The sequence below is a fragment of the Nostoc sp. NMS7 genome (assembly GCF_017115085.1).
In the GTDB taxonomy this organism is placed as follows: domain Bacteria; phylum Cyanobacteriota; class Cyanobacteriia; order Cyanobacteriales; family Nostocaceae; genus Nostoc.
This window is the reverse complement of sequence record NZ_JABXKJ010000125.1, coordinates 1-13,388: the sequence shown is the minus strand read 5'-3', so window position 1 is coordinate 13,388 and position 13,388 is coordinate 1. Positions and strand designations below refer to the sequence as shown.

Sequence of the window (13,388 nt, the reverse complement as noted above, 5' to 3'; positions counted from 1 at the left end):
ATCAACTAGCCCAGTAATTCTCGCCTTCAGGTAGGGTGAGGATTTCAACGCCATCTTCAGTTACAGCTAAGGTATGCTCACATTGAGCAGAAAGTTTGCGATCGCGCGTTACCGCAGTCCATTTGTCGCCCAGAACCTCGACTTCGTAAGTACCCTCGTTAATCATTGGCTCAATAGTAAAAACCATTCCTGGTCTGAGGCGCTTGCCCTTACCGCGTGTGCCATAGTGGGGAACATCCGGTGCAGTATGGAAAATATTACTGATGCCGTGTCCAACAAAATCTCGCACTACAGAAAAGCCTTCTGCTTCAGCATACTCTTGAATAGCTGCACCAATATCCCCAATGCGTCCCCCAGGTTTAACTTCAGCAATACCCAGGCGCAAACACTCTTCTGTCACCTCTACCAGTTTCCTCGTTGTTGGGGAAGGAGTACCGACAAAGAATGTCTTAGATGTATCCCCGTGATAACCCTCAACAATCGGCGTCACATCAATATTAATGATGTCACCTTCTTTCAGAATTTGCTTGGCGTTGGGAATGCCGTGACAAATTACCTCATTTACACTAGTGCAAATCGACTTAGGATAGCCCTTATAGCCAAGGGGTGCGCTTTTTGCTCCATGCGCTTGCGTCCAACGTTCGGCTTCATCATTGAGTTCGAGAGTGCTAACCCCTGGCTTCACGAAAGGTTCCAGATGTTGGAGAAGTTTAGCTGCTAAACGCCCAGCTTGACGCATTTTGTCTAATTCTCGTTGGGATAAAATAACAATTAGTTCAGTTTTCATCAACTTTTTTCATCAACTTTTATAGAAACACTCGGTAAGGGTAAAACTCAGTCCCTTTTGTCAACAAACAACGGTTTGGTTTAAATCCCCGGCTACAAGAGAAGCCGTAAGTATGTAAGTCTTGTTCTGTCTTGCAAAGTTGCTCCTCTTGGGGAGACCCCAAGACCGCACTTTGCGCTAAATTCCCGTTACAAAACTGTACTTCCGACTTCCGACTTCCGACTTCCGACTTCTTTAACTAAAGTATCTTTCATAAATATAGTTATCCCTGTCTGTGCAGCTCTTTGTGCAGCATCAGCAACCTTTAGGCTATACAAGCTCTCCTCTGGGGTAACGTACAAAGGAGTGCCATCAAAAAGATGGTCTAACACCATACTCGTGTCTTTGGCGAACAAACCCTGGCGAGATCCAACCTCTATAGGTGTTGTTTCCCCTGGCTGGATGAAAATTCCTGTGTCGCCATCAAAAATTAAACCACCTTTTTCACCGTGAACTTCAAACTTGCGTTCTGATTGCCAAAGACTTTCGCCTTTGCCATAAACTACTTGGGCTAAAAGTCCACTGTTAAAGCAAATGTCACTAGTGCAGAAACAGCTTTGGTAATATTCCGGTTCTATTTCCCAATATCGTTGGTGACAGTTAACTGTAAATACTTTACCAAACAAATCGGTGAGACGATGTAGGCGAGACAGGGCACCAATTAAGGGAAAACCGAACAACTCATGGTTATAAGTCCATTTGCGGGGTGCAGGATTCTGGGCATTGATGGTGCTGTAGCGAACATAAAACACTTCACCAATTTTGGCTAAGTTTTGCTTTAAGGCTTGATGCAAACCACCCAAAAGTTCCAGGTGTTCAACGTGGAGGAGTTTTTGTTGGGCTTTGGCCAAGGCAATCAGTTCCTCAGCTTCGACTACATCCAACGAAAGGGGATACTCTACAATTACGTGTTTGCCGTTGGTGAGTGCTGCACGAGCGATCGCACCATGATCTCGATTAATAGTGCAGATCACCACCAAGTCTATATTTTCACGCTCTACTAGCTCTTGCCAAGAACTCAACGCTTCAATTTCGTACTCTTTGGCAAAGGTTTCTGTTTTTTCTGGGGTATGACCAACAACTGCGACTAAATGCGATCGCATTCGCTGATCATGGAGAAATGCCTCAGCCCGAAACTTTGCCGCATACCCAGTACCCACCAAACCTACACCCACTCTTGCTTTTTCCAAAGCTGCTTCTGGATTATACATGATCCTCACTAGTTCTGTTTTTGATTCTACCAGTTCCCTAAAAGGCGCTAATTTACAAGCGTCTAACCCTAAAAAATCAGGTGATTAAAAAATCTGATTCAACAATTATCATCGCGATCGCCTTTGGTCTTACCGCAGGCTAGCACCGAACGCACTTAAATTTACGGAGTTATTGCGGTAATTTTTAGATTACCAACTCAAACCTTCTTTCTCACTGATGATATTGACAAAATCTCTACCTGATCGAATGAAACAGCCCTGCTTCTGAAGAGAAGTTGGGGATCTCTTCTGCGTAAGTCGTACAAAATATAGGTTTCATATAATCCTATTCCTATTTTTTCATCCCTAAGATAGTTTTTTCTAATCACAGTCTGACTAAGGCAGAAAATAATATAAATAAAACTTATCAGGTTTAAGCAACTAAATTTCTTTACTAATCGGGTTGAATTTCCAGTTACATCGTTTAATTTTTCTCGTAGTATCAGAATTGAAGCAAATTTTAACCAACGGCTAATCCCACAGAATAGCCGTCACCTTTGCCTGAAGATAACTTATACTGTCGTTTGAAAAAGAGAGGATTACTCAATGCCAACTTATAAAGTGACACTAATCAACGAGGCCGAAGGGCTGAACCAAACACTTGACGTTCAGGACGATACCTATATTCTAGACGCTGCCGAAGAAGCTGGTCTTGACCTGCCTTACTCTTGCCGCGCTGGTGCTTGCTCGACTTGTGCAGGTAAACTCGTAAAGGGTACCGTTGATCAGGGTGATCAGTCATTCTTAGATGACGATCAAATAGAAGCTGGATATGTACTAACCTGTGTCGCTTACCCAACCTCTGACGTGACAATCGAAACTCACAAAGAAGAAGAACTCTACTAAGAGTTAGGCCCCTCAACAATAAACCTCTTGCAAGAGTTAATCATGTTGAAAAAATAGAAGCACTGCATCTAGGGTCAACACCCTCTAAATGCCATGTGTACCTCTTAAAGCAACTTTCACAAAAAGCCTAATTTCCTGTTGAGCGGGAACACAAATTTTACTGTGTTCCTGCTTGATTTTTTAAGTCCGCTTAAAGTTGAGTTTCTTTGCTGAGAATTTGAATCTGAGTGCCTGGATAGTAAAATTGGAGAATTTTTGGACTTGACCAACCTAATTTAGCTAAATTTTGAGCGCCAGTTTGACTCAAGCCAACTCCATGTCCTAATCCACCACCAATAAAAGCGTATCCCCACAGTTCGGGTTTGCCTTTGTTCAGGGGTTCTATGTAAAATAGTGTACTCTTAGGAGCAGCAAAGGCACTACGAACTTCATCTTTGTGAAGAACAAAGGTGCTACGATCAGTTTTAACCGCAAGTTCAAGGATGCGTCCACTCTGGCTTCGCTTCACTACTGCCATAGCCTGAATTGTCTTAAATTTGGCATCAGGACTGTTTTTCACCTGCAAAAATTTCTGCAAGTCCTTGGTAATATCCTTTAAAGAGGTTTCCTTGTGCCAACGAAACATATCCCACTTACTTTCATTAAATCCTTGTTGCCGATTAATAAATTTTTGGAAATTCTTTTCATCTGCTAAACTCTGCTTAGACAAGTTCCAAAAATTAGTCGCAGCATCCAGTACAGGCCGCAGATAGGGACGATCATCGCCATTCCAAACATCGCTGAAGAAGGCTGTAACGCCACCAGTGGTAGAAGAATATAGGGCATCTACTAGTTCATTTTTATATGTTAGTACTTGACCACTGGTTGAAGCGATCGCTCGGTCTGTTTTGGCAGCTGCTCCATTCAAGCCATCATAAACTTGGCAGTGAGTATCAGCACACAACTGATAGTTATCTGCGGCAAACCTGCGTAAATTTCTCAAGGCATAAGTCCGGGCGAGAATTGCTTGAGCTTCCAGGGACGCCGTTGGTGCATCTGTGCCGATTTCGTAAGGCAAAACTCCACGCAAATAAGTTTCTAAAGGTACTTGATTAACTAGAGTGTATGTGCCATAGGCATTTGGCTGCAAATTCAGTCGCCCAGCATAAAGACGAGCAAACTCTTGTTTTTCGGTTTTATTCACCCGAATCAAGTTTTTATCAGTGCTAATTTCCAAATCATTCGGGCTGTAGCGTTTACCATCCACCACCCAACTTACTCGCGGCACTTGTTTCCGAATTTTCGTATCAAGATATACTTTTTCTTTGGTAGAAGCTTGGATGTTGTGCAATAGCAAACGTCGCAGTAAAGGAGTGCTATAAACATCTCGTTTTGCCCAAACCTGCCAGCGTTCTGGCTGGGCTATTTCCACTTTCATTCCCTGAGAACGCCATTTATTAGCACTGTCTTCCGCAGTTTCAAAGGTGCGATATGTGCCTAAAACTACTACTTCTTCGACTGCTGACTGGGGTAAAGCTTGCATAACTGTTTCCAGCTTTACAGGATTCTTGGTAAACAGGATTTGCTGCTTGTTGCCGACTTTAAATTTTAGCTCTAAGCGATCGCCTTTTGTGGGTTCCAGTTGCAGCTTCGCTGTGGGTTTCTCGCCAAATCGCTGCACAATCCCAATTTTCAGTTCCCTATCCTGGATGTTGCTCTCAGGCCCTGATGCAGCAGTTAGTCCCAATAGACAAAATATTGTCAGCACAGTATGGGAAAAACGCCAAAACGAAAATTTCATGGCTACCTGATAGCGTTCGCGGAGCGTTTCGTAGAAAAGCGATAGCGAGTCATCGAGCGTCTTGTGCCCGTTAATGCGGCGTTGGAGCTGATTTTCCAATTGCTTTGTAGCGCGGTTTTTTTGTCGCATGAGTGCTCCAATGATACCATTAACAGTTTTGCCCAAAATAGTTGCAAAACGAAGTCATAATGACTATGATTTATATAGAGACGCAAAACAGAACTAGTTGGATAAACTCCTTATGGTTAGAGTCCAAGAAATTCCATTAAATCAGATAAACCGGCCGTTGCCCCGTGTAAACGATCCAAATAAAGTGCAAGCTTTAATGGAATCGATTGCGGAGATTGGGCAGCAAGAACCTATTGATGTCCTAGAAGTAGATGGACAATATTATGGCTTTTCTGGTTGTCATCGCTATGAAGCTTGCCAGCGTTTAGGCAAAGAAACCGTTTTAGCCAGAGTCCGTAAAGCACCCCGGAGCGTTTTGAAGATGCACTTGGCATAGAGAATGGGAGTGGGGAGATGTGGGAGATGGGGGAGATGAGGGGGACAAGGGGGACAAGGAAGAATAACCTACCTATGCCCAATGCCCAATGCCCAATGCCCAATGCCCAATGCCCAATTCCCAATACCCAATTACATATAACCTAATTAGGAGAAAATTATGTCATCGAAAGTAACAGTCAAAAATATAAATATCGGCATTGACGAGGCGAGTCGGGCTAAAATTGCCGAGGGTTTATCTCGCCTGTTGGCTGACACTTATACACTGTATCTGAAAACTCATAATTTCCATTGGAATGTGACCGGGCCAATGTTCCAAACGTTACATCTGATGTTTGAAACCCAGTATACAGAATTAGCCTTAGCAGTTGATTTAATAGCCGAGAGAATTAGAGCGCTTGGCTATCCCGCACCAGGAACCTACAGCGAATATGCCAAACTGAGTTCGATTCCAGAAACTCCCGGAGTTCCTAAAGCTGTGGAAATGATCCGCTTACTTGTGGAAGGACAAGAAGCCGTAGTCAGAACTGCACGGTCTATTTTTCCCGTGGTAGAGGAAGTTAACGATGAACCAACCGCCGATTTATTGACTCAACGGATGCAAGTACACGAAAAGACAGCTTGGATGTTGAGAAGTTTACTGGAAGAATAGAAATTGGGAATGAGGAATGGAGCATAGGGCATAGGGGATAGAGAAAAACTTAATCGCCAATACCCAATGCCTAATACCCAATAACCAATGCCCAATAACCAATACCCCATGCCTAATACCCAATACTTCGACTTCACTCAGTACAAGTGCCCAACGCCCAATACCCAGCTTTTGCAAGATTTAATGCAAAAGCTGGGTATTTCTAGTTTTAAAGCGCTGAGTCGCGCTGCTGGTGTCTCAGAGCGTCAACTTTTGCGGTTACGACAAGGAAAGCTAGAGCAGATGCGCGTAGATGTGCTGCTGAAGTTGTCGCCAGTGCTACAGATGTCATTGAATGAATTAATCGCAACTTTTTCAACAGTAGAGTTGTTACAAGAGAAAGCAGCGCCTACTCAGGATTTATTAGAAGAAATTGCAGATTTAAGAAAAGAGTACCAGCGATCGCAGCAACAAATAGAACAGCAGCGAGAGATATTACTACAAGAATTCCAGCAGTCGAGTTTGCAACTGCTGGAGTCTTTATTATTGCAATGGCCAACAGCAGCACAGAAAGCGCAAGAAAATCCCCAGCTAGCAGCACTCAAAATAGTACCGTTGGTGCAGAAACCCCTAGAACAACTTTTACAGGCGTGGGGAGTGGAAGCGATCGCACCCGTGGGAGCAGAATTACCTTATGATCCCCAACTCCACCAATTAATGGAGGGGACTGCACAACCTGGAGAAACAGTCAAGGTACGCTATACTGGCTACCTTCAAGGTGAGAAGCTGCTTCACAGAGCCAAAGTGAGTCCTGTTTGAGGGAGACGCGATTAATCGCATCTGCACAGGAGTTATAAATTCATAACTCTTTACTTTTTGTGTTATTTGTTCAGAAATCAGCGATATTGGGAATACTAAGACAGCAGAGGCGAAGATTCGAGCTTGCTTGGCGCTGTTGAAACCGAAATTTTTGGCTCTAGAGCGTTAGTCCAGAGGTGAATTCTTTCAATTATGTAAGTAATTGGACATAAATAAGCGTAGATCCTAGTTACTATCATAAGTACTCAATAGTCAACAAATGATTATATCTACTAATAATTCTGATGTTAACCCCTATACAAAAATTATATTTAATTAAGCTAATGATTTTTTTTAATCACTAAAAAACCCGAAAAAACATTGATAATTAATCTTTATCTATCCGAATTAATTATCAATGTTTACTCAATATTAATCTTAGAGTTTTTTATTTTACAAGTATTTTTAAATATTCTATTATGGGTATATAATAGCGAAATCAAAGCGTAATTTACAAAAATCAGCGTGACATAATTATGAAAGAAGAAGTAAAAGTTATTAAGCTCAGTGGTAATTTAAACGCCACAAGTGCACAAGAATTTCGACAAAACATCACTGATATTTTGCAAATTGGTGCAAAAATTGTGTTAGTTGATTTTAAAGATGTAACGTTTATGGATAGTTCAGGATTGGGAGCTTTAGTATTAGCTTTCAAAACCTTGCGAGCCGCCGATACTAAGCTTGTTCTCTGCTCAATTAATGAGCAAGTCAGGATATTATTTGAACTAACTAATATGGATAAAGTATTTGAAATATTCCCCAGCCAAGACGCATTTAATCAGGTTTTAGTCTCAAATACTTAATTCATCAAAGTTAATTTGCAAAATAGATAAATCATCATCAAAAGCATCTTTGGAGTTCAGAGCGATTAAATAACTCAGTACGGGATCAAGTTGACAATCAACAGGATGTTGTAAGCTAACCAGTAACTGAATAAAAGCATCCAAACTCCAAAGTGTGCCATCTGATTTAGTGATTTCATAAGCGCCGTCACTAAAAATGTAAAGGGTGCTGAAGTTTTCAATATTGCAAAATTCATCAACATATTTTGCCTCTGGAAACATCCCAACTGGCATACCAGGGGTTTTCAAGAGTTTAACTTCAGACTTCCTTGGAGATGTGCCGGTTACTAAAACTGCTGGAGGATGACCTGCACTAGCATAAATTAACTGACGGTTGATTCGGTTGTAAACTCCGTACCAAATCGTAAAGTATTTGTCATTTTGATAATTCATCTGAAAGGTATCATTCAAAGCCTTCAATACATCACTAGGTTGATAGTAATCCAGACTTTTGAGCGCACGAGAACGCAGCAGATTCAGCACTGAAACAGAGGGAAGAGTAGCTTTGAGTCCATGTCCGGCAGTATCCATTAAGTAAATTGCCAGATAATCAGGATCAAGCCAGTAGTAATCGAAACAATCACCGCCGAGTTGCCGCGAGGGAATGAATCGGAAATTTATATTGAAGGGTTCAGTCATGGAAACAGGCAGCAGCGATCGCACATATTCTGCGGCTTCTGACATTTCTGATTCTAAAAGCAACTTTTGAGCCTGCAAATCTCTACTCAACTGATGCAGGCGTAATCCCGCTCTTACCCGTGCTTGTAATTCATTCTGATCGATAGGTTTGGAGATAAAATCATCAGCACCAGCATCTAAACCTTTAACACAATCGGCAACGGAATCTAAGGATGTTAATAAAATAAAAAATGTGGTAGAAAATTGGGGGTCTTTCTTAATGCGGTGGCAAACTTCCAGTCCAGTCAACCCCGGCATGATCCAATCACAAATAATTAGTGCTGGACGATAAGCTAGTGCCTTTTCTATTCCTTCCTCGCCGCTACTGGCAGTAACTACCTCATAACCCTGTTTTTCCAACATCCTTTTCAGGAGTATTTTTATTGAATAGTCGTCATCAATTACTAGTATTTGAAACATATAAAGTTGTAGGAAGCACTCATTAATAACTTGCTTTGACATACTCCCCCGTTTTCTAAACGAGGGATTCTGAGGTCAAACAGCAATTGCAGGCACTGCCCGACTTACATTACCTAGCTCAACAGCCGATGCCCCGACTGCAAGAATTATTTTCTTGTCGAATTCATGAATTTTTGATGTCAGAAAATATTATGGTGGTGCAAGAGGATTCACCCACAAGAGGATGGTATTTTTTAGCTGGTTCAAATCGCGGTATGCTTCTTGCTTGAACCATTGCCCTAAAGCGTCAAAGGGACTGAAAGATGTTCCAGTTTGCCATTTAATATCTTGACCTAGAGGTGTTGTGTGAGTTCCTGGTAACGTTTGTGCTGTCACCATCTCATCAAAGCGTTCTTGTAAGATTTTGGTTAAAGCTGCCGATTGATCAATGGTGTCATTGCTAAATTTTATTAATAAATTGCGCCGGATATTGTAACGCTCTTGGATAAGCTTGTTAGTTTCCAACGGCGAGGGGGTAAACTCGATTTTCAAAGTAGAATTAAACTGTTCTACTAGGGGGATAGCTTCTTTAGCGGCGTAGTTGTTGAAGGATATTAAAATATTGCCTGCGCGTTCTACTTTAAAGAGGCTACCAATGAGCAAGTGAAGTTTACAGCCCATGCTGTGTCCAACGCCGTAGATGGGGAAGTAAAGCTTGCGTAATGCCCCAGAGTCATGTAAGCGTTCGAGGGTGCGGTCAAAGTTTAGCAGCACAGATTTTGCGATCGCAGTATGATCCAATGTATTCACAAAAGGCGTAGCAATTACAACATAACCTTTACTTGCCAATTCTTCGAGTAACCAGCGATAAGTGATGTGCGGTGCAGTGGCGACAAATGCACCTCCTAAAAAATGGATGATACCTATGGGATTTCGGGGAATGATTACCCAGTTGCCTCTGACTTCTTTCCAGTCCATGTGGATAAGCGATCGCTTTACGAATATTCTTTATGTTAGACCGGGGATCGCAGCTGTGGGAAGGATTATTGAAAAAGCCATTGAGGATGTCTGGTAAATAGATTGGAAGCCAACCCACCCAGCAGCGTCTATGGATTAGAACTTAGGGATTATCCATCTTCTGGGGTGGGTAGGAAAGCCCGCCCTGAGTATTGATTTTAACGCTGAGTCTGTAATCTTTTCATTTCGTGTTGCACATCTAATGCAATCTGCAATGCTTCATTGAGTAATCTTCCATGCTCAGTAGCCTGTTCAGTTACTTGCATCGCTGCTAAAGTTGCTAAATTGTTGACGAATAGTTCTGTATTACTAAGGATAAAGTTCTTATGCTCCCTCAAAATCCTTTCTGTTTTCAAAGCGCGAACTAAATCAGCTTTGGTGAGTTTAAGCGCTTCGACAACACCCTCTCTTTCCTTTATAACTACTTCGGGATTACCAGCTTCTTCTATTTGGTCATTTATATCTATTACTCTAATAACACTATTGTATTTATTCACCTCACTTAAAAGAATTTGCAGAGATTTGGTCATATTGCTTTTGACAATTTTATTTCTACTTTTCCAGATGAAATATAAAATAGTTTGCGTTAACCCACCGACCCAAAGACCTAAGAAAATTAACAACATCCAAGATGGAATTGTTATCCACGTCACAAAAAATTTAATAATTATATCAAATAAAATATAGACAAAAACAAATGTAGAAAATCCAATAAACACTACAGTTGCCCCTTCAGAGCTTTTAAGTTTTTGGATATATATCTTTGCTAATATTTTCAGAGGATTTGTAATGATTACAAGTTTCTCGTTGACAGGTAAATTAGTCAGCTTTTGCAGTTCATCCTGACTAATTTCCAAACCCTGTAAATCATCCCGCACAGCTTTTTAACCCTTGCCAGAATAGTTATTTAATCTAATATAGCAATCAAATTTCTGGAATGCTGGCATTTTGTCCAAACTTTTTTAAGTAAATTAATTACTTCTAGGGAACTAAGGAATTTCTTGTACAATATGATACTTTATAACCTGCTGCTTGCAGCCACTATAAATAATAATAGAACGCTGTCGTGATCACGGTCTAAGTCAAATTAATCATTAGGATACTTATTGAAGATTTCTTGAGCCTGTGGTTGGGTTATGAAGTCGAGGCAGTTATGTCTACTTTCAGCAAGTTGGCTTCGTTGTCTGTAAAATTAGCTACGCGATTACATTGAGCTAGATCAGTTGTAAAATTTTTTAAATAACCATAGAGAAGGCAGAGAGAAGAGAAATAATTTCCCACAATTCTAAATTGTTTTTGATGTGAACTCTATCATCTGTCTTTTCTCTGTGTACTCTGTACCTCTGCGGTTGATTATAAATAGTCGCCAGAAAGTTACCTATGAATCTGAGTAAATAGGGAATAACCACTGACAGCAAAAATAAAAAGGATGGCAGCAGGAAAAATTACTACATCCCTGACAATAAATAAAATCCAATCTTTTCTTAGTTCTTGTTTAAACTTGAGTTCTCGTAGCTTTCGCTCAAGTTCTGCGTCTTCTTGTGACTGCAAGTTTACAGTTGATAGAATTAGTGGATTGTCGCCTTTACTGGCAATTATTTTTGATAAATCTGTTATGTCTGTCATACTATTTAGATACCAACAATTTCAGTTTCAAGATTTTGGTTATCATCTGCAATCCAGATATGCTTGCCTTTTTGCTTGGCTTTTACAGCTACTTCTAAGAGTGCAATCGCTTTTATCAGCACCTCAGCATTATCTCCATTCAGATGTTGCGTGAGGTTATTTAGTGTCTGATAAAGTTCTGGCGATAAATCTAAATTTATTTGAATACGTTGATTATTTACTTCTGTAGTCATTTCTCTTTTATCTAATATTTTTTAAGGTAAAATCCAGTTTTCCAAGTGTAAATTATAAATGCGGCTGTAGTGACGAGTATTGTTTGTGACTAAAGTGTAATTTTCTGCAACTGCAACACTAGCAATTAGTAAATCAAATTCAGCAATTATTTGTCCTATTCTACGGAGTTCTGCCTTTAATTCACCATACTTTTTAAGAGCAGGATAAGTTAAAGGTAAAACAAGTAAGTTTTTAATAAAGTCTTCTGCACGAGTTAAATTTTCCACTACTCGTTGAGATTTATAAGCACCATAGTACAATTCAGCAACCGTGATACTACAAATACAAATTTCCTCCCATCCTATTTCTCTAACTTTATTTATGACTGAATTAATATCTTTAATCCAATAAATGCAAGTATCGGTATCAAGTAAATAAGTCATAGACTAATGTCATTGTTATAAATACTACCTACGGCTATCATAAATCTCTTTGACTATTTCCTCAGCAGTACGTTCATCTTCCCACGGGCCAAGCCTTTCCATAAATGTGTCTAGTGGATGCGGTTTTGGCTGCTGCTCAGATGAGACAATTATTTCATTCACTATCAATTGATTTGCTTCTGGAACTCCTAATTTTTTGGTTTCCTCTTTAGCTATAACCATGATTTGCATCAAGGTTATAGCCTGACACAGAACATCACTTTTACTTGTGCCTATTTTTTTTGCTAGTTCGTCTAATATCTGATTAAGTTCAGGTGACAAATCTAAGTTTAAGCGAACCATCCTTTGAGTGTTGGTCATTGTTCTATCTTTGTGTAATATCTTAAGTACATTATAGGTGGCTGAGACTGTAAGATTGACAAGATGATTTAAGAACTTGATAGGGTTATTATGACTAGTGATATACCAGAATATAGTTTAGAAGAGGGTGATATAGGCACAGTTGTTTTAGTACATCAGGGTGACAAAGGATATGAGGTTGAATTTGTCACATTGGATGGGGAAACTGTGGCAATTATTTCACTCTACAGCATACAAGTACGTCCCATTGGTAGAAGAAAAATTGCGCGATCGCGGCTGATAAATTAATGTGAACAGTGTGATCGCACGACCTAAATCAACCTTCTTGAGTGTGGAGTAAATGGTTCACACAGTATAATAGCGATCGCTTATCCTAGTTATTAAAATTTGATATAAATAAATTATAATAATAACTTTAGTGTTTAAAGTGCCTCTCTCTTTATGCAAAAAATCTTTACAGAAGATCCAGATTATGAGCAGTGGCAAATGCTCTCAAACTTTATATATCCCTCAAATATAAACAGATTTTTTTATAGAAATGGAATAGAAGATTATGATAAAGAGCTTTTAGAATCGATTTCTGGTTCAATTTTGCAATCTCAAGAGTACTTTGCTGCTGCTAATTCGGTTTCTCTAAATACATCCCCATTACTTTTGTACTATGGAACTGTTAATCTTATGTATGCAGCCTCAATGCTTGTAAGTGGTAAAAAAATTGATATTGAAAATCATGGCATGAGACTTGACAATAATAGCACTAATGCTTTAACAAAACTTGGTGATGTTGAGTTTACACCATTTTTTGCAACTATTAAGGGTGGTTTATTTCAATTTTGTAAAACATTTTGTCCTGATATCAGCATTTCACAATATGAAAGTAAATCTAAATGGACATTGTTGGAAATTTTAGGGTCAATTCCAGAATTAAAGAATGATTTTGAGGAATGTTATGACACTTTATCGTATGTTATTCCGGTTCAAATTGTGCAAAATCAAAATGATTATGTTGAAAGGCAGAAATGTTGAATCCTAATACAAAACTTTACATATTTAATTACACTAACTCTAAAAAGCCTAAAATAGTCAACATGACATCATCTCCTCAAACCAATGAA

16 protein-coding genes and 1 pseudogene are annotated in these 13,388 nt (G+C 39.8%); 7 read left to right on the top strand and 10 right to left on the bottom strand.

The genetic code is table 11. The features are described from left to right. Position 1: 1 nt before the first annotated feature. Both map and HWQ38_RS12845 read right to left on the bottom strand, forming a co-directional pair. Positions 2–787: a type I methionyl aminopeptidase gene (gene map / locus HWQ38_RS12850; RefSeq protein WP_292793919.1), complete on the bottom strand. Its 786-nt coding sequence runs from the start codon at positions 785–787 to the stop codon at positions 2–4. 188 nt (positions 788–975) lie between these two features. Continuing rightward, positions 976–2,037: a Gfo/Idh/MocA family oxidoreductase gene (locus HWQ38_RS12845; RefSeq protein WP_292793917.1), complete on the bottom strand. Its 1,062-nt coding sequence runs from the start codon at positions 2,035–2,037 to the stop codon at positions 976–978. 585 nt (positions 2,038–2,622) lie between these two features. Between HWQ38_RS12845 and HWQ38_RS12840 the strand changes: the two genes are divergently transcribed. Beyond that, positions 2,623–2,922, top strand: a complete 300-nt coding sequence (locus HWQ38_RS12840; RefSeq protein ID WP_292793915.1) for a ferredoxin — start codon at positions 2,623–2,625, stop codon at positions 2,920–2,922. 190 nt (positions 2,923–3,112) lie between these two features. On the opposite strand, the gene HWQ38_RS12835 is transcribed toward HWQ38_RS12840, so the two are convergent. Further along, a complete protein-coding gene (locus tag HWQ38_RS12835; protein WP_292793912.1) occupies positions 3,113–4,831 on the bottom strand; it encodes a SpoIID/LytB domain-containing protein in 1,719 nt (572 codons plus the stop codon). Positions 4,832–4,943: 112 nt separating this feature from the next. Here HWQ38_RS12835 and HWQ38_RS12830 point away from each other — a divergent pair, with 112 nt between their 5' ends. From HWQ38_RS12830 to HWQ38_RS12815, 4 genes are all read left to right on the top strand, one after another. Next, a complete protein-coding gene (locus HWQ38_RS12830) occupies positions 4,944–5,207 on the top strand; it encodes a sulfiredoxin (protein ID WP_292793909.1) in 264 nt (87 codons plus the stop codon). A gap of 159 nt (positions 5,208–5,366) precedes the next feature. Beyond that, on the top strand, positions 5,367–5,858 hold the full coding sequence (locus HWQ38_RS12825; protein ID WP_292793906.1) for a Dps family protein: 492 nt from the start codon (positions 5,367–5,369) through the stop codon (positions 5,856–5,858). Positions 5,859–5,966: 108 nt separating this feature from the next. Further along, entirely contained in the window at positions 5,967–6,656 is a 690-nt protein-coding gene (grpE, locus tag HWQ38_RS12820; protein WP_292794008.1) for a nucleotide exchange factor GrpE, read from the top strand. Between the two features lie 515 nt (positions 6,657–7,171). Next, positions 7,172–7,498: an STAS domain-containing protein gene (locus tag HWQ38_RS12815; RefSeq protein WP_292793903.1), complete on the top strand. Its 327-nt coding sequence runs from the start codon at positions 7,172–7,174 to the stop codon at positions 7,496–7,498. Here HWQ38_RS12815 and HWQ38_RS12810 read toward each other — a convergent pair. From HWQ38_RS12810 to HWQ38_RS12780, 7 genes are all read right to left on the bottom strand, one after another. Continuing rightward, positions 7,487–8,635, bottom strand: a complete 1,149-nt coding sequence (locus HWQ38_RS12810) for a SpoIIE family protein phosphatase (protein WP_292794006.1) — start codon at positions 8,633–8,635, stop codon at positions 7,487–7,489. The genes HWQ38_RS12815 and HWQ38_RS12810 overlap by 12 nt on opposite strands. A 189-nt stretch (positions 8,636–8,824) precedes the next feature. Next, the gene (locus HWQ38_RS12805) at positions 8,825–9,592 is read right to left on the bottom strand and encodes a DUF1350 family protein (protein ID WP_292793901.1); all 768 of its coding nucleotides are present in this window, start codon (positions 9,590–9,592) and stop codon (positions 8,825–8,827) included. 197 nt (positions 9,593–9,789) lie between these two features. Further along, positions 9,790–10,509 carry a hypothetical protein gene (locus HWQ38_RS12800; protein ID WP_292793899.1) on the bottom strand — a complete coding sequence of 240 codons (720 nt, stop codon included), beginning with the start codon at positions 10,507–10,509 and terminating at the stop codon, positions 9,790–9,792. Between the two features lie 496 nt (positions 10,510–11,005). Next, positions 11,006–11,257, bottom strand: coding sequence for a hypothetical protein (locus HWQ38_RS12795; protein WP_292793897.1), 252 nt, complete (start codon positions 11,255–11,257; stop codon positions 11,006–11,008). A 5-nt stretch (positions 11,258–11,262) separates the two neighbouring features. Continuing rightward, on the bottom strand, positions 11,263–11,490 hold the full coding sequence (locus tag HWQ38_RS12790) for a DNA-binding protein (RefSeq protein WP_292793895.1): 228 nt from the start codon (positions 11,488–11,490) through the stop codon (positions 11,263–11,265). 21 nt (positions 11,491–11,511) lie between these two features. Next, entirely contained in the window at positions 11,512–11,913 is a 402-nt protein-coding gene (locus HWQ38_RS12785; RefSeq protein ID WP_292793893.1) for a type II toxin-antitoxin system VapC family toxin, read from the bottom strand. Positions 11,914–11,937: 24 nt separating this feature from the next. Continuing rightward, a complete protein-coding gene (locus HWQ38_RS12780; protein ID WP_292793891.1) occupies positions 11,938–12,273 on the bottom strand; it encodes a hypothetical protein in 336 nt (111 codons plus the stop codon). Positions 12,274–12,357: 84 nt separating this feature from the next. On the opposite strand from HWQ38_RS12780, the pseudogene HWQ38_RS12775 reads away from it, so the two are divergent. Then, a pseudogene (locus tag HWQ38_RS12775) lies at positions 12,358–12,561 on the top strand (DUF4926 domain-containing protein); the annotation flags it as partial. Positions 12,562–12,714: 153 nt separating this feature from the next. After that, on the top strand, positions 12,715–13,299 hold the full coding sequence (locus HWQ38_RS12770) for a YaaC family protein (RefSeq protein WP_292793890.1): 585 nt from the start codon (positions 12,715–12,717) through the stop codon (positions 13,297–13,299). Positions 13,300–13,388: the final 89 nt, after the last annotated feature.

What these genes read in the sequence shown, in the direction of transcription:
- map (WP_292793919.1), bottom strand. Translation starts at nt 787, where the DNA reads ATGAAAACTGAACTAATTGTTATTTTATCCCAACGAGAATTAGACAAA.
- HWQ38_RS12845 (WP_292793917.1), bottom strand. Translation starts at nt 2,037, where the DNA reads ATGTATAATCCAGAAGCAGCTTTGGAAAAAGCAAGAGTGGGTGTAGGT.
- HWQ38_RS12840 (WP_292793915.1), top strand. Translation starts at nt 2,623, where the DNA reads ATGCCAACTTATAAAGTGACACTAATCAACGAGGCCGAAGGGCTGAAC.
- HWQ38_RS12835 (WP_292793912.1), bottom strand. Translation starts at nt 4,831, where the DNA reads ATGCGACAAAAAAACCGCGCTACAAAGCAATTGGAAAATCAGCTCCAA.
- HWQ38_RS12830 (WP_292793909.1), top strand. Translation starts at nt 4,944, where the DNA reads ATGGTTAGAGTCCAAGAAATTCCATTAAATCAGATAAACCGGCCGTTG.
- HWQ38_RS12825 (WP_292793906.1), top strand. Translation starts at nt 5,367, where the DNA reads ATGTCATCGAAAGTAACAGTCAAAAATATAAATATCGGCATTGACGAG.
- grpE (WP_292794008.1), top strand. Translation starts at nt 5,967, where the DNA reads ATGCCTAATACCCAATACTTCGACTTCACTCAGTACAAGTGCCCAACG.
- HWQ38_RS12815 (WP_292793903.1), top strand. Translation starts at nt 7,172, where the DNA reads ATGAAAGAAGAAGTAAAAGTTATTAAGCTCAGTGGTAATTTAAACGCC.
- HWQ38_RS12810 (WP_292794006.1), bottom strand. Translation starts at nt 8,635, where the DNA reads ATGTTTCAAATACTAGTAATTGATGACGACTATTCAATAAAAATACTC.
- HWQ38_RS12805 (WP_292793901.1), bottom strand. Translation starts at nt 9,592, where the DNA reads ATGGACTGGAAAGAAGTCAGAGGCAACTGGGTAATCATTCCCCGAAAT.
- HWQ38_RS12795 (WP_292793897.1), bottom strand. Translation starts at nt 11,257, where the DNA reads ATGACAGACATAACAGATTTATCAAAAATAATTGCCAGTAAAGGCGAC.
- HWQ38_RS12790 (WP_292793895.1), bottom strand. Translation starts at nt 11,490, where the DNA reads ATGACTACAGAAGTAAATAATCAACGTATTCAAATAAATTTAGATTTA.
- HWQ38_RS12785 (WP_292793893.1), bottom strand. Translation starts at nt 11,913, where the DNA reads ATGACTTATTTACTTGATACCGATACTTGCATTTATTGGATTAAAGAT.
- HWQ38_RS12780 (WP_292793891.1), bottom strand. Translation starts at nt 12,273, where the DNA reads ATGACCAACACTCAAAGGATGGTTCGCTTAAACTTAGATTTGTCACCT.
- HWQ38_RS12770 (WP_292793890.1), top strand. Translation starts at nt 12,715, where the DNA reads ATGCAAAAAATCTTTACAGAAGATCCAGATTATGAGCAGTGGCAAATG.